The organism is Clostridia bacterium (genome assembly GCA_035561135.1).
Taxonomy (GTDB): domain Bacteria; phylum Acidobacteriota; class Terriglobia; order Terriglobales; family Acidobacteriaceae; genus DATMYA01.
In genome coordinates this window covers 183934-206499 of sequence record DATMYA010000048.1, presented here as the reverse complement: position 1 = coordinate 206499, position 22566 = coordinate 183934, and the positions used below count along the sequence as shown (strand labels likewise).

Annotated in this window: 20 protein-coding genes and 1 tRNA gene; 16 read left to right on the top strand and 5 right to left on the bottom strand. The window is 57.9% G+C overall.

The genetic code is table 11. The annotated features are described in order from the left end of the window. The first annotated feature begins 26 nt into the window (after window positions 1-26). The 7 genes from tkt (at window position 27) to VN622_10130 (ending at window position 10512) form a co-directional block, all read left to right on the top strand. A complete protein-coding gene (gene tkt, locus VN622_10160) occupies window positions 27-2039 on the top strand; it encodes a transketolase (GenBank protein ID HWR36220.1) in 2013 nt (670 codons plus the stop codon). A 107-nt stretch (window positions 2040-2146) separates the two neighbouring features. Then, window positions 2147-3166: a LacI family DNA-binding transcriptional regulator gene (locus VN622_10155; protein HWR36219.1), complete on the top strand. Its 1020-nt coding sequence runs from the start codon at window positions 2147-2149 to the stop codon at window positions 3164-3166. A 184-nt stretch (window positions 3167-3350) separates the two neighbouring features. Continuing rightward, on the top strand, window positions 3351-4052 hold the full coding sequence (locus tag VN622_10150) for an L-ribulose-5-phosphate 4-epimerase (GenBank protein HWR36218.1): 702 nt from the start codon (window positions 3351-3353) through the stop codon (window positions 4050-4052). After that, window positions 4049-5752 carry a sodium:solute symporter family protein gene (locus tag VN622_10145; protein HWR36217.1) on the top strand — a complete coding sequence of 568 codons (1704 nt, stop codon included), beginning with the start codon at window positions 4049-4051 and terminating at the stop codon, window positions 5750-5752. Before VN622_10150 ends, VN622_10145 begins: the two co-directional genes overlap by 4 nt. Window positions 5753-5761: 9 nt before the next feature. Continuing rightward, the gene (locus VN622_10140; protein HWR36216.1) at window positions 5762-6022 is read left to right on the top strand and encodes a hypothetical protein; all 261 of its coding nucleotides are present in this window, start codon (window positions 5762-5764) and stop codon (window positions 6020-6022) included. 217 nt (window positions 6023-6239) lie between these two features. Beyond that, entirely contained in the window at window positions 6240-7841 is a 1602-nt protein-coding gene (locus VN622_10135) for a ribulokinase (protein ID HWR36215.1), read from the top strand. A 139-nt stretch (window positions 7842-7980) separates the two neighbouring features. Further along, window positions 7981-10512: an alpha-L-arabinofuranosidase C-terminal domain-containing protein gene (locus VN622_10130; protein HWR36214.1), complete on the top strand. Its 2532-nt coding sequence runs from the start codon at window positions 7981-7983 to the stop codon at window positions 10510-10512. Between the two features lie 265 nt (window positions 10513-10777). On the opposite strand, the gene VN622_10125 is transcribed toward VN622_10130, so the two are convergent. After that, window positions 10778-11098, bottom strand: coding sequence for a multidrug efflux SMR transporter (locus VN622_10125; protein HWR36213.1), 321 nt, complete (start codon window positions 11096-11098; stop codon window positions 10778-10780). Between the two features lie 140 nt (window positions 11099-11238). After that, window positions 11239-11328: transfer RNA gene (locus VN622_10120), tRNA-Ser, on the bottom strand. A gap of 513 nt (window positions 11329-11841) precedes the next feature. Between VN622_10120 and VN622_10115 the strand changes: the two genes are divergently transcribed. Together VN622_10115 and VN622_10110 are read left to right on the top strand one after the other, a co-directional pair. Continuing rightward, window positions 11842-12786, top strand: coding sequence for a hypothetical protein (locus VN622_10115; GenBank protein HWR36212.1), 945 nt, complete (start codon window positions 11842-11844; stop codon window positions 12784-12786). 268 nt (window positions 12787-13054) lie between these two features. Continuing rightward, window positions 13055-13765: a BON domain-containing protein gene (locus VN622_10110; GenBank protein HWR36211.1), complete on the top strand. Its 711-nt coding sequence runs from the start codon at window positions 13055-13057 to the stop codon at window positions 13763-13765. 231 nt (window positions 13766-13996) lie between these two features. Here the strand turns inward: VN622_10110 and VN622_10105 are convergent, their stop codons facing one another. Both VN622_10105 and VN622_10100 read right to left on the bottom strand, forming a co-directional pair. Further along, the gene (locus VN622_10105) at window positions 13997-14227 is read right to left on the bottom strand and encodes a hypothetical protein (protein HWR36210.1); all 231 of its coding nucleotides are present in this window, start codon (window positions 14225-14227) and stop codon (window positions 13997-13999) included. 250 nt (window positions 14228-14477) lie between these two features. Beyond that, window positions 14478-14642, bottom strand: a complete 165-nt coding sequence (locus tag VN622_10100; protein HWR36209.1) for a Trm112 family protein — start codon at window positions 14640-14642, stop codon at window positions 14478-14480. 105 nt (window positions 14643-14747) lie between these two features. On the opposite strand from VN622_10100, the gene VN622_10095 reads away from it, so the two are divergent. The 5 genes from VN622_10095 (at window position 14748) to VN622_10075 (ending at window position 19311) form a co-directional block, all read left to right on the top strand. After that, a complete protein-coding gene (locus tag VN622_10095) occupies window positions 14748-15683 on the top strand; it encodes a bifunctional 5,10-methylenetetrahydrofolate dehydrogenase/5,10-methenyltetrahydrofolate cyclohydrolase (GenBank protein HWR36208.1) in 936 nt (311 codons plus the stop codon). 14 nt (window positions 15684-15697) lie between these two features. Beyond that, window positions 15698-16327 (top strand): dephospho-CoA kinase, encoded by a 630-nt coding sequence (coaE, locus tag VN622_10090; protein ID HWR36207.1) that lies wholly within the window; start codon window positions 15698-15700, stop codon window positions 16325-16327. Between the two features lie 86 nt (window positions 16328-16413). Next, the gene (locus VN622_10085) at window positions 16414-17553 is read left to right on the top strand and encodes a trypsin-like peptidase domain-containing protein (GenBank protein ID HWR36206.1); all 1140 of its coding nucleotides are present in this window, start codon (window positions 16414-16416) and stop codon (window positions 17551-17553) included. Between the two features lie 314 nt (window positions 17554-17867). After that, entirely contained in the window at window positions 17868-18704 is an 837-nt protein-coding gene (locus VN622_10080; protein ID HWR36205.1) for a GNAT family N-acetyltransferase, read from the top strand. A gap of 91 nt (window positions 18705-18795) precedes the next feature. Next, a complete protein-coding gene (locus VN622_10075) occupies window positions 18796-19311 on the top strand; it encodes an MmcQ/YjbR family DNA-binding protein (protein ID HWR36204.1) in 516 nt (171 codons plus the stop codon). A gap of 26 nt (window positions 19312-19337) precedes the next feature. Here the strand turns inward: VN622_10075 and VN622_10070 are convergent, their stop codons facing one another. Next, the gene (locus tag VN622_10070) at window positions 19338-19508 is read right to left on the bottom strand and encodes a hypothetical protein (GenBank protein ID HWR36203.1); all 171 of its coding nucleotides are present in this window, start codon (window positions 19506-19508) and stop codon (window positions 19338-19340) included. Between the two features lie 171 nt (window positions 19509-19679). Between VN622_10070 and ggt the strand changes: the two genes are divergently transcribed. Both ggt and VN622_10060 read left to right on the top strand, forming a co-directional pair. Beyond that, the gene (ggt, locus tag VN622_10065; protein HWR36202.1) at window positions 19680-21410 is read left to right on the top strand and encodes a gamma-glutamyltransferase; all 1731 of its coding nucleotides are present in this window, start codon (window positions 19680-19682) and stop codon (window positions 21408-21410) included. A gap of 118 nt (window positions 21411-21528) precedes the next feature. Then, window positions 21529-22365 carry a sugar phosphate isomerase/epimerase family protein gene (locus tag VN622_10060; protein ID HWR36201.1) on the top strand — a complete coding sequence of 279 codons (837 nt, stop codon included), beginning with the start codon at window positions 21529-21531 and terminating at the stop codon, window positions 22363-22365. Window positions 22366-22566 lie beyond the last annotated feature (201 nt).

Here is a 22566-nt window from a genome sequence, read left to right as displayed (position 1 = left end):
ATCATGCAAAGTTTTCGGAGGACTTCATGCACCACGTGGACGAGTTAAGCATTAATACATTAAGATTTTTGGCCGTGGACGCTGTCGAGCAGGCAAATTCAGGACATCCCGGCCTGCCGCTTGGCGCTGCCCCCATGGCGTATGTCCTCTGGAAGCGCCTCCTTCGACACAGCCCCAGCAACCCGGCATGGTTCAATCGCGACCGCTTCGTCCTTTCCGCCGGTCATGGTTCGGCGCTTCTGTACGCTCTGCTCCACGTGTTTGGCTATGACCTGTCGCTAGACGAACTCAAGAGGTTCCGCCAGTGGGAAAGCAAGACACCGGGACATCCAGAGCATGGGCTGACGGCGGGCATTGAAGCAACGACTGGACCGCTCGGTCAGGGCTTTGCAATGGGCGTCGGAATGGCAATTGCCGAAGCGCACCTCGCACAGAAGATAAATAAGACGGGCTTCCCGATCGTCGATCACTTTACGTATGGAATCGTCTCGGACGGCGATCTGATGGAGGGCGTATCGTCGGAGGCTGCGTCGCTCGCGGGCACGCTCGGCCTCGGCAAGCTGATCTACCTCTACGACGATAACCACATTTCGATCGAGGGCGACACGAACCTGGCGTTTACGGAAAATGTGCTCGCAAGGTTTGATGCCTATGGTTGGCACACGCAGACCGTATCAGACGGCAATGATCTGGACAGCATAGAATCGGCAATCCGCACAGCGCAGAGCGTCGACGACCGGCCTTCACTGATCGCCATCCGGACACACATCGGTTTCGGCAGCCCCAGGCAGGGCAAGGCGTCGGCGCATGGCGAGCCTCTGGGCGCGAAGGGCGTGGAGGAAACGAAGAGCAAACTGGGATGGCCACTGACTCCGGCGTTCTTCGTTCCGCAGGAAGTTGGCGAAGTTCGAAACAGCACACTTCAGAACGGCGTCAAAGTGGAAGCCAAGTGGGACGCGCTCGTTGCGCGCTATGCGCAGGAGTATCCAGAACTCGGCGCACTGCTGCAGCGCACGATTAAAGGCGAGTTGCCGGCTGACGTAGCTACGGTGTTCCCGCGCTTCGAGGCAGACAAGAAGGGGATGGCGACCCGGGCGGCCTCGGGCAAAGTGATGAACGCGATCGCCGAGTCCATCCCTGAACTAATGGGCGGGTCTGCCGACCTCGCTCCATCCACCAAGACCGCTCTGACAAAGTTTGCGGACTTCTCCCGCGAAGACAGATCCGGACGCAACATGCACTTCGGCATACGGGAGTTTGCGATGGGCGCCATCGTGAATGGCATGGCACTGCATGGTGGCACGATTCCGTATGGATCCACTTTCCTGGTGTTCTCGGACTATATGCGGCCCGCATTGCGCCTGGCTGCGCTGATGCAGACTCACGCGGTTTTCGTCTTTACCCATGACAGCATCGGAGTGGGAGAAGACGGGCCTACGCATCAACCCATCGAGCACATCATGAGCTTGCGCATGATTCCCGGGCTCACGGTGCTGCGTCCTGCCGATGCCAACGAAACCTCCGCCGCATGGCAAATCGCTATCGAGAAGCAGGGGCCCGTCGTAATGGCCTTGTCTCGACAGAACTTGCCGACTCTGGCCGACTCTGCAAAGACCTTCGATGGTTCGACGAAGGGCGCCTATGTTATCGATAGCGACGCAAATCCCGAAGTCGTACTGATCGGCACCGGCTCAGAAGTTCATGTTGCAGTTGCCGCAGCCGAAAAGCTGCGTGGCACCGGTGTGCGGGTGCAGATCGTATCCATGCCTTGCTGGGAATTGTTCGACAGCCAATCGGACGAGTACAGAGAAGCCGTGCTGCCGCGCGGAATCCCGAAAGTCGCGATTGAGGCGGGCGTATCTCTCGGATGGCAGAAGTACACAGGGCACGACGGTGCGGTGATAGGCATCGACCGCTTCGGGGCCTCTGCACCCGGGGACAAGTTGATGGGTGAGTTTGGATTCAACGTTGAGAACGTCTGCGCGATTGTTTCTGCCGTTCTTCCGAGGAATGCGCACGCAGCAAAGAATGTAATCTGATAGGCGGGGGCGCTGACGAACGGCGTAGCAGGCGAATCCCTGCATATCACTGCTTTGCCGTTGTTGGCAATCGTTTTCTGCGGTATGTTGTTGGCAACTATTTTTTTATGGACATACGAGATATTGCAAAGCGCGCGAAGGTGTCGACTGCCACGGTGTCCCGCACGATCAATCGGGTGCCGACCGTTGACCCACAGCTTGCCAAGCGCGTTTGGAAAATTATCGACGAGCTTGGGTATTACCCCAACAAGCAGGCACGAGCGCTGGTTTCGGGACGCAGCCGTCTTTTCGGGCTGATCGTATCGGAGATCACCAATCCGTTCTTTCCGGAAATCATCCAGGTTTTCGAAGACATCGCGGTCCAGCACAATTATGAAATCCTGACGACCTCGACGGTCCACGATCCTAAGCGCATGGAGCTCTCTGTGCGCCGCATGATCGAGCGCAGGGTCGATGGCGTCGCCGTGATGACGTTTGGAATGGAAGAAAGTCTTCTGCTGGACGATCCGAAACTTCAGAAGGTGCCGCTGGTTTTCGTCGACGTAGGTCCGCGAGCTCCGCACATCAGCAACATCCGTATCGACTACCAGCACGGAATCCGTCAGGCCGTGCAACACATTGCTGCGCTTCGCCACGAACGTATCGCGTTCATCTCGGGGCCGCCCGACCTCAAATCGGCGATTGCCAGGCAGTCGGCATTTGAAGCATCTATGCACGAGATACGGCAGCAGATCGACCCGGATTTGATTATTGCGGGCGACCATACGATTGAGGGCGGGATGCAAGCGATGGGTAAGTTACTTCGCTTGCCGAAGCGGCCCACCGCCGTGCTTTGCTCGAACGACATGACAGCGCTCGGTGTCATGCATGAGTGCTACAAAGAGGGCATTCATATCCCGACGGAACTTTCCGTGGTGGGGTACGACGACATCAGGCTGGCGCGTTTCGTCCTGCCTCCGTTAACGACCGTGCAGATGTCACAGGCCGAACTGGCCCGGTTAGCCTTCCATGCGCTGCTAGCGGATGTGGAGAGGGAAACCCCCGCGGAGCAGGGAACGGAATACGTCCTGCAGACGAATCTGGTGTTGCGCGACTCTACCGCTCTCGCGCCGTCGCATTCGCGCTAGCTAGGCGATGGCGAATGCGATCCGTGAGCACACTGCGCGGAGGGAGTCCCGGCTTCCGCGATGATGCCGCTCGCAAGAAGTTGCAAAATGTGTTTGACAACCCGAGTTCAGGGTTTTATCGTTAAAGCAAGAAAACGTTTACTTGCAAAAAGTGCACGATATGGCCGCTCAGAGGGCCCATGCAATGCTGCTGAAAAGCCTGCGAGAAGAAGTTCTCGACGCAAACCTTGAATTAGTTCGGCGCGGACTCGTGCTGTACACCTTTGGCAACGCGAGCGGTATATCTCGCAAAGACGCTCTCGTGGCTATCAAACCGAGCGGCGTTCCGTATGAGAGTTTGCGGCCCGAGGACATGGTGATTACCGACCTCGAGGGCAAAGTTATCGAAGGCAATTTGCGGCCTTCGTCCGACCTCGCTACCCACCTCGCGCTATACCAGAATTTCCCAGATATCGGTGGCGTTACGCACACGCACTCGGAATTTGCGACCTCGTGGGCGCAGGCGTGCCGGCCCATTCCCTGCTTAGGCACCACCCATGCAGACTATTTCTACGGACCCGTTCCGGTAACGCCATGTCTGCGGCCCAACGAAATCGAAACCGATTACGAAAAGAACACAGGGCTGGTCATATGCCGCACGTTTGCAGATATAGAGCCTGGCAGCGTGCCGGCCGTGCTAGTCGCGAATCATGGCCCCTTCACCTGGGGCAAAAGCGCGGCGGACGCAGCGCACAATGCGGTCGTTCTGGAATCCATCGCGCGCATGGCTTACTACACCGCGGGACTGGCGAACACGCTTGCCCCTATCTCGCGCGAACTTCACGATAAACACTTTTTACGCAAGCACGGCAAAGCAGCTTATTACGGACAGGTATCGGCCAAATGAACCTTGCTCTCGTCCTGATTAACCCCACCCGACTTGTTCACCTTTCGCCGGTGGATTTGGTCGTCATTATTTTCTACTTCGCTCTCGTTCTTGCGATCGGTCTTTATCTCAAGAACCGGGCCAACACAAGCGAGGACTTCTTCCTTGCTGGCCGCGAGATGACAGCCTGGGTTGCGGGTCTGGCTTTTCTTTCTGCAAATCTTGGCTCGCTGGAACTGATGGGATGGGCGGCGGCCGCCTATCAGTACGGCATTCTGGCAACGCACTGGTACTGGATCGGCGCAATTCCGGCGATGCTGTTCCTAGGCATCGTCATGATGCCTTTCTACTACATCTCCAAGACACACTCGGTGCCGGGCTATTTGAAGCTGCGATTCGGAGAGAGCAGCCGCGCATTGTCGTCCATCTCATTTGCAATCATGACGGTGCTGATGAGCGGCATCAACATGTATTCGATGGCACTGGTCATGAGAGTGATCCTGGGGTGGGACATCCACTTCAGTATCTGGGTATCTTCGATCACCGTTGCCGTATACGTGGTGCTGGGTGGATTGCGTTCGGCAATCTTCAACGAAGTCCTGCAATTCATCCTTATCTGGGCTGGCGCGATGCTCGTCCCCATCATGGGGTTGATCGAAGCCGGCGGTTGGAGCAATCTGAAAGCGCAGATCGCGGTCAACGCTTCAGCCGAATACACGCATATGTGGGGAACCCTGGGATCGTTCAGCGGCAACCCCATGGGCATTCACTGGACGGGAATAGTCTTCGGGCTGGGTTGCATTATTTCCTTCGGTTACTGGACGACTGACTTCCTGGTCGTTCAACGCGTGCTCGCGGCAAAGGATCTTCGCTCGGCGAAGCTGGCTCCGATCATCGGCGCCGCTTTCAAGATGTTCGTTCCGTTCATCGTCATCCTGCCTGGCCTGATCGGTCTCGCCGTGCTGCCGATGCAGCTTACAGGTGAGAGCGTTGCGGTCGCAACGGGCGGCCACAGCTATAACGAAGTGCTGCCATTGATGATGGCCCGCTATCTCAGTCCAGGACTGCTTGGCCTCGGCATCACCGCACTGATCGCGGGATTCATGTCAGGTATGGCCGGCAACGTCACCGCGTTCTCGACCGTCTGGACGTACGACATCTACGGTGCGTTGATTAACAAGAAGGCCACCGACAAGCAGTATGTGTCCATGGGACGCTGGTGCACGATCCTCGGCGTCTTGATCAGCATCGGCACTGCCTACCTGGTCATGCAATTCCTCAGCATCATGGATTATGTCCAGGCGCTGTTCAGCTTCTTCATCGCGCCGCTCTTCGGCACCGTGCTTCTGGGCATGATGTGGAAGCGCGCGACGTCACAGGGCGGTTTCTGGGGATTGCTGGCCGGAACCGTATCTTCGATAGGCATGTGGGCTTGGGTGAAAATGAATCCCAAGGCACTCGCATACGTTGCTTTCTCAACAGACGCGAAGGACATGGCAGAGAACATGTACCGCGCACTGTGGTCCTGCATCGTCTGCGTCCTGGTAACGGTAATCGTCAGCTACATGACCAAGCCGAAAGCGGATTCCGAACTCAACGGCCTGGTGTACGGCGTGACAGCTATTCCAGCCGAAGCACCCGTGCCCTTTTATATGAAGCCCATGTTCTGGGCCATAACCGTGAGCCTCATATTTGCGGTGCTCAATATTATCTTCTGGTAGGCGGCAGCTATGTCATCACGAGGCGAGATATCCATCTGGTTCTTCATCGGCCTGTCGTTGCTCGGGAACGGCGTGCTGATTCTAGGGGCGGGACTCTATGAGTTCATCAGTCCGCCTCAAAACCCGGTTGTTCTAAACCACCTGCACGCGAACGTTTGGTGGGGCGCAATCTTGCTGATTATTGGAGCGGTTTACTGCGTCAAGTTTGCTCCATCGCGCAGTCATGAAGAATCGCAGGTAGTCGAATGCGAAGAGGTCCACGCCAAGTAGCGAAGGCCTGATCGTCCGACGCTTGCAGGAGCTGCCGAGCCGTAATCGCCTGGCAGATCACTGGCATTGATGTAGGGCGTCTGTTCCTCAGTCCTAATCTTGATTTCGGGGGACCTTCGACGGGTCCCCCGCTTTTTCGAAAAGCGTTGTGAGTCCGGCGGTGCATTCCGGCGGAGTTCATCTAGCGGCATTCATATTTCGAGGCATTTGATTTTTTATGGCTATCGTGGCTGGAGTAGATTTCGGGACCCTGAGTGTGCGCGTTTCGCTGGTTGATAGCGAACTTGGCGTACTTGATTCCGCTGTTTGTGAGTATCCGCTGCACCGTAAACGCGAGGATCCGGAGCACGCAACGCAGTCGCATGACGATCATATGCGCGCGCTTGCAACCGCAACGCGCAAGGCTGTCGCTCAAGCGGGGATACGGGGAGAACAGGTGGACGCCATCGCCCTGGATACCACCGGGTCCAGCGTCATTCCCGTGGGTGCCGGGATGGTGCCGCTGAGCGAGTACTATCTCTGGTGCGATCACCGCGCCAAGGCCGAGGCGGCCGAGATCACCGAGTTGGCGCACAGCGAAAAGCTGGAGGCCATCAACTGGTGTGGAGGCGTGTACTCCTCAGAGTGGGGATTCTCCAAGCTGCTGCACTGGCTGAGGCACAACCCTGAGAAACGCGACAAATTCGTCAGCGCATTCGAGCATTGCGACATGGTTGCCGCCACTCTATGCGGCATTACCGATCCCTCCAAGGTTGTTCGCAGTGTTTGCGCAATGGGTCACAAGTGGCTATGGAATCGCGACCTGGGCGGCCTCCCGCCGGAAAGTTTTCTGGTCAAGGTTGATCCGCTGTTCAAGGGCGTTCGCGCCAAACTGGACGGCGAATATGCAACGTCCGAAAAAATTGCAGGCCGGCTCTCTCCATACTGGGCTGAAAAACTAGGGCTGCGTTCCGGCATTCCGATTCCTGTCGGAGCCTTCGACGCGCACTGGGATGCTATCGGCGCGGGAGCCAAAGAGAGAGATGTGGTGAACGTTATCGGAACGTCCACCTGCATCATCGGCATTACTCGCGAGACGAAGTTGATTCCGGGCGTTTGCGGCGTCGTTCCTGGAAGCGTACATCCCGCCTACACAGGAGTTGAGGCTGGGTTGTCCGCCACAGGCGACATCTTCAGCGCAATCGCCGAGCGCGCAGGGAAGTCGATTGCCGAACTGAGCACGGGATTGGAGAAATATCGCGCTGGCGAGACCGGGCTGCTGCGAATGACTTGGGACAACGCAGACCGCACTGTATTGGTGAATCCGAACCTGCGAGGCGTCACTTTCGGTTGGCATCTGCAGCACACAGCGCAGGACGAGTTGTTCGCCGCCATCGAAGGTACGGCCTTCCACACCAGGGTCATCCTCGATCGCATGGCGGAGCATGGAGCCGCGATTGATCGTGTGATCAACGGCGGCGGCATTCCGCAAAACAATCCTGTTCTCAACCAGGTCTATGCCAACGTCCTCGGACGGCCGGTGCTGGTGCCGAGCAAGAAGGTCACAAGCCTTGGCTCGGCGATCTTCGCGTTCCTTGCTGCGGGCACGTTCCCCACGATCGAAGAAGCACAGGACAAGATCTGCCCGTCTCACGTGGTCTATCAACCGGAACCCCAAGCACAGAGCGTTTACAACGAACTGTATGGGCTTTATCGCAGGCTCTATTTCGATCTGGGTACTCCGGCGAAGTCCGTCTTCGGAGACGTCCTGCCCGCACTGATTCGAATCGCCGGCGAAAACGCCCGTCAGGTGGCAGACGCAACGAGCAACAAAGCCTGAGCTTACAGGTCTGCGTAAAGCTGGATTCTTTGAAGCGGCACGCCTTCACAGGCGTGCCGCACATTACTGAGTAGTGGGCTCGAAAAACTCGCGTTTGATTCTTCAAGCCATACATACAAAAGGATGAAGGCCAGTGAAAATGATTCGGTTTGTAGTTTGCCTCGTAATCACCGTGCTCTTAGCAGTGAGTTCGGCATTCGCGGGAACCGGCACTGTTACCGTTGACACAAAGAAGCGCGGCCCCCGAATCCCATCCAGTCTTTATGGAATATTCCTGGAGGAAATCAGTCATGCGGGCGAGGGCGGTCTCTACGGCGAGCTGATCCAGAACCGCGGCTTTGAAGAAAGCAATCTTCCGCCAGCCTGCCACCTGGAAGGCAACGTGCTCGTTCCGCCGCGAACCCCGCACTTTTGGACTCAGCCCAAGATCGGCGATTGGACGATGCCGTGGGAAGTGGTTGGCAAATGGCCGGCATGGTCACTGCAGACCGCAGGCGGAAGTGCCGCAGCACTCGATCTTGTCGACATATCGCCACTGAATGACGCTACGCCACATTCTCTACAGGTCAACATTACGGACGTTGCGGAGCATGGGCGCGTCGCGGTTGTGAATGAAGGTTTCTGGGGAATCGCAGTCAAAGACGGCCAGGACTATAAGCTGAAGTTCTATGCTCGCGCGGACCAGGAATTCCGCGGTTCGATCACCGCCTCTTTAGAAAGCTCGACCGGTAAGGTGCTCGCTACGAAGGTCTTCAAGCGCGTACGCGGTCAGTCTTGGCAGAAGTACGAAGCTACGCTGAAAGCCACGGGCTCTGACCCCAAGGCGCAGTTCGTCCTGACCTTCAATTCCAAGGGCAAGGTCTGGCTGGACTTTGTTTCTCTCTTTCCAGGCCGCACGTTTAAGAACCGTCCGAATGGTCTGCGTCCGGATATCGCCGAGACAATCGCGGCCTTGAAGCCAGCGTTTATTCGTTGGCCGGGCGGATGCTTCCTTGAAGGCCTGACGGTTGAGAGTCGTCCCCAATGGAAGACGATGCTGGGCCCTGTCGAGACCCGTCCTGGCACATATAGTCCATGGGGATACTGGAGTTCTGACGGACTCGGATACCACGAGTTCCTTCAGTTCAGCGAAGACGTGGGCGCTGACGCTCTATTTGTCGCCAACGTCGGAGTCTCGTGCGCCTTCCGCAGCGGAACGTATCTTCCCGACGAGCAGATGCCGGAACTGATTCAGGACACGCTTGACGCGATCGAGTATGCCATCGGCCCGGTGGACTCCAAGTGGGGCTCGGTTCGAGCGAAGAATGGACATCCAAAGCCATTCCCGTTGAAGTACGTCGAAGTGGGGAATGAACAGCAGGGAGCTCGCTACGGCGAAAGAGTGGCAAAATTCTATGAGGTGATCAAGGCCAAGTACCCGCAAATCAGCATCGCTCTGAGTTCGTGGATAGCGGGTATCGACCGCGCAGCCATTAACGCGGCAGGAAAAATCGACATCGTCGATGAGCACGCTTACAAGCCGCTCCACTGGCCTGTCGAAAATTTCGACAGCTTCGCCAAGTACAAGCGCGAAGGTTGGGATCTCTACATCGGCGAGTTTGCAACCAACGGCGGTGTCGGAAGAGGGAATCTGCTGGCCGCGCTCAACGACTCCGCTTACATGATGAGCATGGAGAAGAACTCCGACCTGGTGAAGATGGGCAGCTACGCGCCCCTTCTCGAGAACGTCAACAAGCCGAACTGGGAAGTAAACCTGATCCACTTCGACAGCAGCCGGGTGTACGGGCGTGCCTCCTACCACGCAGCCAAGCTGTTTGCCGAGAATCGTCCAGACGTTAATCTTGCAACCAGTGTTGAGTATCAATCCTCCGTCACGAAGCCGATTACCGGCCGTATCGGAGTTGGGACTTTCGATACCTCGGCTGAATTCAGAAACATCCGCGTCGAAAAGAACGGCCAGCTCGCGTTCCAGTCCGATTTCTCAAAGGGTGCCGAGGGATGGACGGCAAAGGACGGTAGCTGGATTGCAGAGAACGGTGCGTACCGGCAGAAGGATCGCGCGACAGCATGGTCCTACTTCGGCGACAAGGACTGGAGCGACATCACCCTCTCGCTCCAGGCCAGGAAAGTTGCTGGCGCTGAAGGCTTCGCCGTGTCGGTTGGCTATGCGGACGACAGGCGAGTTCAGTGGAATGTCGGCGGCTGGGGTAATCGTCAGTACGCAATCCAGGCTGGCACGGGTGTCATAGGCAAAGTGCACAAGGGCAGCGTTGAGGAAGGCCGTTGGTACGACCTCAAAGTCGAGGTAAAGGGTCGAACCGTTCGCTGCTATCTCGACGGGCAACTGGTCAACGAGGAGACTCTTCCACGCGTGGACACGGTGCTCGCAATCGCGGGGATGGACGAAGCCTCCGGCGACATTGTCGTGAAGGTTGTAAACACCAGCGCCGAGGCAGCGTCTATGACGATCAACCTGGATGGTCAGCCTCGTATATCTCCCGGATCCGAAATCACCGTACTAACTTCGTCGAACCCGAAAGACGAGAATTCATTTGAGTCGCCTGAGAAGATCGTTCCCGTTACGAAGAAGATGACCGAGGCAGGAGCGAAATTCACAAACGAATTCCCGCCATATTCGCTTTCGATAATTCGTTTGAAAACGAGTAAGTAATTTTTCGCAGTGTTCGTCTCAGTAGCGTGGCAGATGATCAGAGTTGGCTCGCCAGGGTTGGTCCCCTGGCGAGCCAATTATGTCTCAAGGGTGCGTGCGTCAGACAACTGTCGCTTCTGTGCCGTCTACGTCGCGGTCTGCCGCGGACCTGTTTTCGAGAAAATCGTCTTCGAGAAAATCCAGCAGGCGCAGCGGCGGGGCGGCACAGGCGACGATCACCGAGGTACGGCGAGCGCCGCGCGCGGCCTGGAACGGCACGCAGCAGTCAATGTGTGCTCGCTACCTTCATCAGGACGAGTCCCGAAACGATGAGAATTGCCGCCAAAATACGAGTTACGCTCGCGTGCTCTCCTAGGACCATGATGCCAACAAGGAAGGTTCCGACCGCGCCAACACCTGTCCAGATGACGTAAGCCGTGCCCAGCGGCAGCGTCCTCATTGAGAACGACAGCAAAGCGAAGCTGCCAATCATTGTAACCAGCGTGATTGCCGTTGGAAGTACCCGAGTGAAGCCCTCTGATTGCTTCATGCAGAAAGCCCAGACAACTTCAAGAATTCCAGCGATCAGCAACATGACCCAAGCCATACCCTGCTCCTTCCCAAGAGCCGGGTCGTCCCGGATACTTTCCCAAACTGGGGGAAGGTCGTGGCCTTCGCTTCTTAGAGCTGAATATAGGGAGTTACTTCTTACGAGGCAACACGGCAGGTCTGTGCGCCTTGAGCTGATGGCGGTGGGTCAGGGATTCGAACCCTGGAAGGAGTTACCCCCTTGCTAGTTTTCAAGACTAGTGCCTTCAACCGCTCGGCCAACCCACCGCATTTCGTGACGTGCTAGGAATCCGCTGAACGGCGCCTACGCTGATGCTTTAACGAACACGCTAACACGTTCTCTTCACTCTGCTTCTACCCGCTGCCGCATCGCCTGAACGTAAGTTTTCAAACCGTGTGTACCGGTTTGTTCCACCCGCTCACACATCCCTCCGCGGTTTCCTTATTGTACGACGAGCCACCGTCCAGAATTCCCACTCTGCACGTCCATTTTTTCCGATAGATGCTTCTGCCTGCCTCTCGGCGCGCAGTCTCTCGCGAATAACGGAATAGTCATCCTCCATCCCAATCCAACTGCCGGTCTCAACGATGTTGATCGCTGCGGCGTGAAATCAGCATCGCGGTGGTTTGCTCGCCGTGTCTCGGCTGTACGCCTGGAGCTCAGGCCCTCTACCCGCGTTATAGCCGTTGTGCGGTCAACCAGCGGTAGCAGTGGCACATCTCACTAGACAACAGCAAGGTAGGTTGCAGAATGAGCAAGGACACGGAGAAGGAGTCAGTATGCGGAAGATACTTTTGATAGTTGCGCTGCTGGTCGTCAGCGGCCTGGCCATTGCGCAGACGACTGGCGGTACAGGCACAAGCACATCCGGTACGGGCGCCTCGACCGGAACAACATCGACAACAGGAACAGGCACCAGTACGGATATGCACGGGCAGAACACGACTGGAACGACCGGCACTGCCACCACGCCCGATGTATCCGGAACGACGGGCACAACCGGGACCACGACGGGAGCTGATATAAACGGCCAGACGGGCACCACTGGCTCGACCACCGGCACAACGGGCACCACCGGTTCCACGACAGGCACGACCAGCGACACGAGCGGCATGTCGGGGCAGACCGGTACGACTGGCTCAACCGGTAGCACGACGGGCACGAGCGACACCACCGGAATGTCGGGACAGACCGGCGGCACGACTGGTTCGACCACCGGTACAACTGGCGCCACCGGTTCCACGACAGGCACGACCAGCGACACGACCGGCATGTCGGGACAGACCGGCGGTACGACTGGTTCGACCACCGGGACAACTGGCACCACCGGTTCCACGACAGGCACGACCAGCGACACGACTGGCATGTCGGGACAGACCGGAACGACGGGCTCAACCACCGGTAACACGACGGGCACGAGCGACACCACGGGTATGTCGGGGCAGACTGGTACAACTGGTTCGACCACTGGCGCGACTAGCGATACGACCGGCATGTCGGGACAGACCGGTACGACTGGCTCAACCACCGGAGCGACCGGCACTACGACTGGCACACAGGAACAGCAGGAGTCGACCACTGGCGCCACCGGGGCAACGAGTGGCGCAACTGGCACGCAGCAAGCTGGCGCCAACCTGCCGCAGACCGGCTCCCCGCTTCCGCTCCTTGCGTTGCTTGGCGCGGGTAGCCTGCTCACCGGCGTCGTTCGCCGGTTCCGCGGATAGTCGCCCGAATGCAAGATTGCTTCCGTGTGACACAAGGAAAAGGCTGGAGCGAAGTAGCTCCAGCCTTTCGTTTTGCATAAACGCCAGACTTCAGGCTTCAGGCCTCAAGCCTCTGAGATTAGCGGATGCTACTTGCGTCTTGACGACTGCAGTCTGCTCCTTTCCAGCAAACGAAAGCACAGATTGCTGAATCCTAAATAGTGCCTTTGCGCTTGCAATCGTCGACCGAGGAAGCAGAGTTTGTCGGGGCAGCTGATTGGAGGGAACAGTGAAAGCAAGTTCAGGTATTCTGCTCACAGTGCTGGCCTGCACTATTTTCGTGCAGGCCGACCAACCAATCTCCGAATCGCGAACGCAGGAGAGCGCTGCATCCCAGAGTTCGCAATCCGGCACCATGCAGCAGCAGGGGACGACTCAAGCACCACAAACACAGCAGCCCGGTGCGGCGCAGCAGCCCGGTGCTCCGCAGACTCCGCAACAGGGCGGGATCAATCTCAGCTCGCGTGAGCAGCCAAATTTGAGTGGCTCGCAGGCGCGGATCGGGCGTGAGGTCCGGCACGAACTCGTTATGCTCCCCTACTACAGCTTGTTCGACAATCTCCAGTTCCGCGTCCTGGGCGACACGGTTGTACTGATGGGAGATGTCGTGCGCCCAAGTACGAAGAGCGAAGCTGAGAATGCTGTCAAGAAAATTGAAGGCGTCGAGAGGGTCGACAACCAGATCAACGTGCTTCCGCTGCGTCCGGACGATGACCGCATACGAATGGCAGTTGCGCGTGCCATTTTCAGCGCGGGTGGTTTGTCGCGCTATTCGTTTGAAGCCGTGCCGTCCATACACATCGTAGTCAACGGCGGCAACGTCAGGTTGGAGGGCGTTGTGGACAACGAAAGCGATCGCAATGTGGCCGAGATTTCGGCGAAATCTGTGTCGGGCGTTTTCTCGGTCACAAACAATCTTCGTGTCCAGAGCGAACACTGAAAGCACTGGAACAAGCACTCAGGTTCGCCCCACCGGCAGGGTTCTTGTATATGGAGTAAAAGAAAGAAGCCGGGCTGGTTGGCCCGGCTCACCCATTTCGCTTCTTAGGTCCGTTCGAAAGACGTCAGGTTCTGCGTTTCAATCTGCCGAGGTCGTGCTCGCGGCTGAACCTCAGCGAAAACTTGTTGTGCGTGTCACCGCTTTTTGCACGTTGCTGCACGTTATTGCACCTTATTGCACCAAGGCGATTCGATCCAACTCCTGCTGAATGACTTCCAGTGAGCAACCGGAGCCCTCAACCTTGCTGACTGCATCCCGTGCGGTCTCAGGAGATACGCCGTAGCCCCGCCCAGCCAGAAAGACCTGCAAAAGCTCGGCCGCATCTTGAAAGTCCAGCCCACTCTGGATCAACTCGCTTCTCAGCGCCGCCAATTCAGGAACTGAAAACTTCTCCGCCATCATAGGTCACCTCCGACCCTTTTTGGCTTTTGCTTATTAGACTCACCAAGGGGCATCAACGTTGCAGGCATTTTTGGTGCCAAGAGCGGTGAGTGTTCAAAGCTAATTGAAAAGCCTGTGTCAGGTACAACCCGCCCGTCACACCGATGTTGCGCGAACAGCTTCGGAGTCTCTCGCCAGGCACAGCTCTGCATTTCGGCGCTCAGTCGAATTCGAGAGGTATCTCGACGAGTGAATTTGCAAAACGATGCGCTTACTTCTCGATCGTCGATTCCTGCTCAAGCAGGACTGGGATGCCGTCGCGGATTGGGTACACGCGAAGGCAGTTACTGCATTTCAGCGCGTCATCGCCCTTCATCGCCAGTGGTGTTTTGCACACCGGACATGCCAGCACATCGAGCAGATCCTTGGGTAGCATGAAGCGATTATGCCATGATGCATGGCGATTCGTCTGAAGTGCCGCTTTTTACCCGCGCAGTTTAAGATAGAACTGCGGTCGCAAGTTCAAAGGGAGAGACGCTCGATGTCAGCAACCATTCTTGACGGCAACAAAATCGCCGCGGAGATCAAAGCCGAGGTCGCCGAAGAAGTGAAAAAGCTGGCCGCCGGCGGACTTCGTCCTGGACTTGCAGCCGTGCTCGTTGGCAACAACGCTGCTTCGGAGATTTATGTACGCAGCAAGGTCAAGACCTGCGAGGCGCTTGGAATCTTCAGCGAGAGAATTACGCCGCCGGACACTGTCAGTACCGAAGAACTGTTGGCGCTAGTGCGCGATTTGAATGCCCGGGATGACATAGATGGCATTCTCGTGCAACTTCCACTTCCCCAGCAGGTCGATTCCAAAGCCGTTCTGATGGCCGTCGATCCGGCCAAAGATGTGGATGGATTCCATCCCGTCAACGTAGGCTTTCTTTCCACTGTGCGTCCTGGTCTGGTGCCATGCACTCCGGCTGGCGTCATAGAGATTTTGAAGCGCAGCCACATTGCAATCGAAGGGCAGGAGGCGGTTGTTGTTGGACGCAGCGACATCGTTGGCAAGCCTGTCGCCATGCTGCTCACTAACGCCAACGCAACCGTAACCATTTGCCACTCAAAGACACGTGACCTGCCCGGCGTCTGCCGCCGCGCCGACATTCTCATTGCCGCAATTGGGAAGACGGCCATGATCACGCCTGAGTTCGTGAAGCGCGGCGCAACCGTTATCGACGTTGGCATCAATCGCGTCACAGATCCGCAGGAATTCGGAAGCTACTTCGCGGGAGACGCCAAGCGCGAAGAGGCTTTTGCGAAGAACGGCTCTACCCTGGTTGGCGACGTCCATCCGAAAGCGGCTGAAGTCGCCGGGGCCATCACGCCCGTTCCCGGCGGAGTCGGTCTGCTAACCATCGCCATGCTGATGGCCAACACGGTGAAAGCTGCCAAGATGCGTCGCGGCCACAAGTTCGCAGTAACTGCCTAGGTATTTACTGCTCTATGTTGAAAGTCGGACTCACCGGTGGTGTCGCTTGCGGAAAAACCACGATCATGCGGCTGTTCGCTGCGCGTGGTGCCCACATCATGTTTGCCGATGAAGTCGCGCACGACCTCATGCGGCCGGGCCACTCCGTCTACGAAGCTGTCGTTGAGCGCTTCGGCCGCGAGATTCTGAATGCCGACGGCATCATCAATCGTCCTCGCCTGGCCGCACTCGCGTTTCCGGGCCGCATCAAGGAACTGAACGCGCTCGTGCACCCGGCGGTCATAGCCTTTCAGGATCGCTGGATGCAGGAGATTGGCGAACGAGACCCGCACGCCATCGCCATCGTTGAAGCCGCTCTGCTCGTTGAAGCCGGAGCGCACACGCATTTCGATAAAGTTATCGCTGTGGTCTGCGACTTGGGACAGAAGGTTCGCCGCTTCGCAGAGCGTCAACAGCTCTCGTTGAACGAAGCCGCCGAAGAAGTCCGGCGGCGCATGGCCGCCCAGATTTCCGACGTGGAAAAAGCGCACGTCGCCGACTACGTCATCGACAACTCCGGCACCGTCCAGCAAGCCGAGACCCAGGTTGCACGCATCTGGCAAGAGCTCACGATGGCCAAGGCAGCGGGACATGAACCGGCGTGAAACTTTGTGTAGCCATGCACGTCTATAATGCTGGGCACGTTTGTCTTTAGACAAAACCACTTCGCCCCGAAAAGGTGAGAAGCGCAATGAAAGTGGCACGTCCCTTCGTTTTTGGCCTGGTACTCGCGGCAGCTTTTTACTTCTACACGTCGCATCGTTTTGGCGTTGCGCCCGGAACCTGGGTCACGCGTGACAAGGTCGAGATCACCGAGGCCGCCGGCCCGCAGACCTTCGATTCTGAAGAACAAAACAACATCGATGTTTACAAACGCGTGTCGCCAGCTGTGGTCAACATCACTTCCACGGCTGTGGCCTTCGACTTTTTCTATGGCGCCGTCCCGCAGGAAGGCCAGGGATCTGGCTTCATCATCGACAAGGAAGGCCACATTCTCACCAACTATCACGTTGTTGCGAATGCCCGGCAGCTTGAAGTCACCATGTCGAATCGTAAGAAGTTCCCGGCGCAGGTTGTCGGCCTCGATCCCTCGCACGATCTTGCGGTCATTCAGATCAAGGTTCCGAACCTTGTGCCGGTTGTCATGGGCGACTCGCGCACGCTGCAAGTCGGTCAGAAGGTATATGCCATCGGCAATCCTTTCGGGTTGAACGGCACCATGACGCGGGGCATCGTGAGTTCAATCCGCTCCGTGCGTACGCCGGAAGGTGCTTTCATCGACGAAGCCATCCAGACCGACGCCGCTATCAACCCCGGCAACTCCGGCGGCCCACTGCTCAACGCGCGTGGAGAAGTCGTTGGGATCAACACCATGATTTACAGCGCTTCTGGCGGCAGCGCCGGCATAGGCTTTGCGATTCCGGTGAACGCCGCCAAAGCTGTGCTCAACGATCTCGTCACGATCGGTCGCGTAAGGCGACCCTCGCTCGGCATACGGCCGCTTCCGGTCGGTCCTGAGCTCGCGCAAGAGATGGGCCTTGCCGCCGATTCCGGTATCCTCATCGTGCAGGTCGTTCCCGGCGGCGCTGCCGAGCGTGCCGGACTGCGTGGCGGCACCCAACGCGCTCTACTTGGCAACACGCCCATTATGGTCGGAGGCGATCTCATCGTTGCCATCGACGGTCAGTCGGTCGAAGACCAGCAGGATCTCGCGCACGTTATGAATACTCATCGTGCGGGCGATACTGTAACCGTCACCGTCCTTCGAGCGCGAAATAAAGTTGACGTGAAAGTCACACTCGATGAGGCGAAAGACCGCGGCCGCAGCTAGCGGGAGTCGAAGAGAGGGCGCAGCCCCAAGCTGCGCTGCGCCTCAGTTAAAACTCGCTTCATCTTAAGATGGTTCAGCGCCTTCGGCGCTCCGGTCACATGACACTCTAGTGGTTAACCCAGCCGCTTGACGCATGCCCGCGTGCTTCGGTAAATTCCTTGTTGCGCCTATGTTTACGCCTGAAACTGTCTCAAGCCTTTAGCTCTCTTCGCGGATGCAAACCAACGGGCGTGTATACGTGTGTTCCGGTTGTCCGCTTCTCCGAAAAGAAAATGTGAACAGCGTCGCTCCGTTGCGACGCATGGAGAAATCGCTTGAGCTCGCAACCTAAACTGAACAACGTCACAGCAGAACTGCAACTCGCGCGACGTCTCGAAGCAGCTGAGATGTTGCCCTGCAAGGAAGTCGTCGAACTCGTCTCGCAAACAAACCACGAACTCGGCTGCATGATGGAGCCCATCGCCGGAGGGTGGGCCTTTTTTGCGGGCGTTGGCTCGCCCATGACCCACGCCATCGGCATCGGACTCCACGGCGCGGTTTCGGATGAAGACTTCGATCGTCTCGAATCCTTCTATCGCGACCGCAACTCGCCGTGCGAGATCGTCACTTCGCCGATGGTGGATGGTTCTCTGCTTGAGCACGCCGGCAAGCGCGGCTACCGCCTCACCGAATTCAACTCGGTGCTCGCGCTCGATCTGCGAAGCTACACGGCGGTGCCGCCTCCATCGCAGATCCGCATTGTGCCCGTTGGCCCGCCGGAAATTGCGGCGTGGTCACAAGTGCTTGTCGAAGGCTTTGCCGAACTCGGAGCGCTTCCTCCCGAGTTGTTCCGGCCGTTTGCCGAAATTCGCAATTCCGTTTGCCGGCTTGCCTTTCTCGATGGAGTGCCCGTTGCCAGTGCCGCAGGCTCCGTGTGTGCCGAACAGGGAATCGCGGCATTGTACGGGGCTGCAACTCTCCCGACTTTTCGCCGACGTGGCCTGCAAACGGCACTGCTGCATAGTCGGCTCAGGACAGCGCAGGAGGCCGGATGCGATCTGGCCGTCGTAACCACGCAACCGGGTTCCGACTCGCAACGCAACTCCGAGCGCCTGGGCTTCCACGTCGTTTACACCAAGGTCGTGCTCGTCCGCGATTTTACCGCCAAGTAAATCAGCAGGCGCGGGTGCTCAGTGCACTCGCGCCTGCTCAACTGGCTGCGTACGCGACTCGTGCTAGATTCTTGACCGGAGCTGGATACTCATGAACACCGACTCTGTCCGTCAGCACTGTCTTTCTCTCCCTTATGTCACGGAAACCGTGCAATGGGGCGACGACCTTGTATTCAAAGTTGCAGGCAAGATGTTCGTCATAATGTGCCTGGAACCGGGAAAACTCGCCCTCTCCTTCAAGGCGACTCCAGAAGCTTTCTACGAACTGCAGGAGATTGAAGGCATCATCCCTGCGCCCTACATGGCACGCGCGCAGTGGGTCGCGCTTGAGCGCTTCAACGTCCTGCGCGATGACGAACTCCGCGACCGGCTGAACACGTCCTACCGGCTCGTCTTCGAAAAACTTCCAAGGAAGGTTCAGCAGGAGTTAGAAGCTGGCAGATTCACAACCAAGAAAATGCCGGCAGGTACCAAGAAACCGACTGCACGCGAGGCGGCATCCCCGGCCGCGGAGAAAGTTGCGGTGAGCGGAGCGAAGAAGTCCACACGCAAGAAGTCTGTCCAGCAAACAAAGCACGCGAGAAGTAAGACTACGGGCTCTCGCTGAGCATCAGCGCGGACTATGGTTGAAGATCATCCGATACGCACGTTCATCTCCGCAGCGCGCTTCGGATCGTCCGTGTCGCGCAGCGCCACGTAGAGCAGGCGCAATAGGCCAAGCGAAACGGCTCCGATCAGCAACCCCGCCCAATCACTTGATTTATTCAGACGTTCACCAGGCAAGCGTTCGCCAATCATTGCCATGCCGCGCACCTCGCCCCGAAACTCGTGCTGTTATGAGATGAGCGTTTGGGGGCAGGAGTGAGTAGAGTTCGCCGCGTGCTCCCGATTGACTCGCACGCCGAGTCGCGCTAGCCTCAACTGCTTTCTTCCAAACGCAAACGCCCGAACGTGAACACCGGAACGCGAACACTTATGCGAAGCCAACGCGCACGGCACGCCCTTCTGGTACTCCTGCTTCTCTGCTTTGCGGCGAATACTTCTGCCGCGCCCATGCGACCGGCACACGCGCCGAAGGCCATGGTCGCAAGCGTCCACGAGGCAGCCACACGCGCCGGTCTCGAAGTCATGCGACAGGGCGGCAATGCCATTGATGCCGCCGTGGCTACCGGCTTCGCATTGGCAGTCGTGCATCCGCAGGCTGGAAACATTGGCGGCGGCGGATTTCTCCTCGCACGCTTCGCCGACGGGGATGTTCACTTCCTGGACTTCCGCGAAAAGGCGCCGGCCAAAGCCACGGTCAACATGTATCTTGACGAGCAGGGCAACGTCATCGACGACCTCAGCCTCGTCGGCTACAAGTCCATCGCCGTTCCTGGTTCTGTCGCCGGCCTCGTACACGCGCAGAAGAAGTGGGGCAAGCTGCCCCTGCCGCGCGTGATGGTGCCAGCGATCCGTCTTGCTCGCCAGGGATTTCCGCTTTCGCATGAAGATGCGCAAGATTTTCGCGACGAGCACCTGGCCAAGTTTCCCGACTCTCATCGCATCTTCCAGCGCAACGGCCACTTCTACGAGCAGGGCGAGATGTTTCGCCAGCCTGAACTGGCGCGCACACTCGAGCGCATCGCACGCAATCCCGATGGCTTTTACCGTGGGGCGCTTGCGAAGCAGGTTGCGGCTGCCATTCAACAGGGCGGTGGACTGGTCACGGAGAGGGACCTGGCGGACTACAACGTTGTCGAGCGTCAACCTATCCGGGGAACCTATCGCGGTTTTGAAATCATCAGTGCGCCGCCACCTTCCTCCGGCGGAGTCGCGCTGATCGAGACCTTGAACATCCTGGAAGGCTACGATCTTTCCAAACTCGGCAGCCGATCCGCACAGAGCATGCACCTTACGCTGGAGGCTTTCCGGCGTGCATTTTTCGACCGCGCGGAATTTCTCGGCGACCCGGATTTTTCGCCCATTCCGGTTGCGCAACTCACGGACAAGAAGTACGCGCGCAAGTGGCGCGAATCGCTTTCGCCCGACCACGCAACCCCAAGCGCGGAACTCAAACGTCCCAGCTTCGGCGAACTCGACGTGAACGCCTCGTTGCGTTTACCCATGAACTGGACGGAACCGGAACATACGACCCACTACTCTGTCGTCGATCCAGCCGGCAACGCCGTCTCTGTTACCACTACGCTCAACGACAGCCTCGGCTCGCGCGCGACCGCCCAGGGCCTCGGATTCCTGCTCAATGACGAGATGGACGACTTCGCATCCAAGCAGGGCGTACCCAACGGTTACGGACTCATACAGGGGCCTGCGAATGCGATCGGCCCGGGCAAGCGGCCGCTTTCGGCCATGACGCCTACGATTGTTCTGCGCGACGGCAAACTCTTCCTCGTTCTCGGCTCGCCCGGCGGGCCGACCATTATCACGACAGTCGCGAATGTCCTGATGGGCGTTGTCGATTACGGGTTGAACATCCAGGAGGCTGTCAACGCTCCGCGCTTCCATCACCAATGGATGCCCGATTCCGTTCGCATTGAAAATGTGGGATTCTCGGCTGACACGCTTACACTGCTGGAGGGGAAGGGGCACAGGTTATCGCGACGTAATTACTGGGGCGACGCCGAGTGCATCGCAATCGATCCAAAGACCGGCGAGCGCCTGGGCGCTTCCGACGCACGCAACAACGGCAAAGCGTTGGGCTATTAAACGGAGAGGTTTCCTGGAAGATACTTGCTAAAGAGATCTGCTGAACAGAAACGGCTGTGGCGATTCGCGGGCGCATCCAATCTGCGCGAGGATAGGTAGAGTCCAGATGCTGAAGGCAATGTCGACTTACGTTCACGTACGCGAGCGGTTGCATCCCGGCCTGCTCGATGAACTGTCGCGCGGTGGTGCGCAGGCTATCGAGGTCTTTGCATCGCGCGGCCACTTCGACTACACCAACCGGCAACACGTGCGCGAGATTGCCAACTGGTTCGGCACCAGCGGCGTTGAGTTTAACTCCATGCATTCGCCTATGTTCAATCAGACCGACTGGGGCAATAACGGTGCGCCGCCGCTCAACATCGCCAGCATCGACCGCAAGAGCCGCATCGACGCCATGGACGAAATCAAGCGCGCCATCGAAGTTGCCGAGCAAGTGCCCTTTCGCTTTCTCATTCAGCACATCGGCACCGGCGGCGAAAACTATGACGAGCACAAGTTCGATGCCGCGCTCACCTCGCTTGAGCACCTGCGAGCCTTTGCCAAGCCGCTCGGCGTTCGCCTGCTTGTCGAGAACATCCCGAACGAACTCTCTACTCCTGACCGCCTTCTTGAGCTTATCCGCATCAGCCACTTCGAAGACGTAGGCGTCTGCTTCGATTTCGGCCACGCTCATCTTGGCGAGGGCGTTGAAGTCGAGTTCGACTTGCTCAAGGAGCACATTCGCTCAACCCATGTTCACGACAACAAGAAAGACCGCGACACCCACCTCTGGCCCGGAGACGGTTCCATCGACTGGACACAGGCGATGGAGCTGCTGCACTCCGCCCCTCACGTTCCGCCGATCCTTATGGAAATCGATGGCGATCCGCAGGGCGATCCCGAGTTCGGTAAAGTCGTCCCCGTCAAGATGCAACAAGCCTGGACGAAACTGGAGCGCGCCGACGCAACCGCGTAGGTTTCCAGCAATTGATGTAATTTGTCTTCCTCGGCGAGACGAGAAGTCGCTGAACTGCCTGAGCTGCCTGAGCTGCTGAGCTAAAGCAACCCTTGTTTTCCTGAGCGAGGGCGTAGACCCGAGTCGAAGGACCCGTTTTGTCACCTCCGTGCTGCCCGCAAATGCACCGTAACTGGCCCGCAGGAGCACCTCTCCGCTACA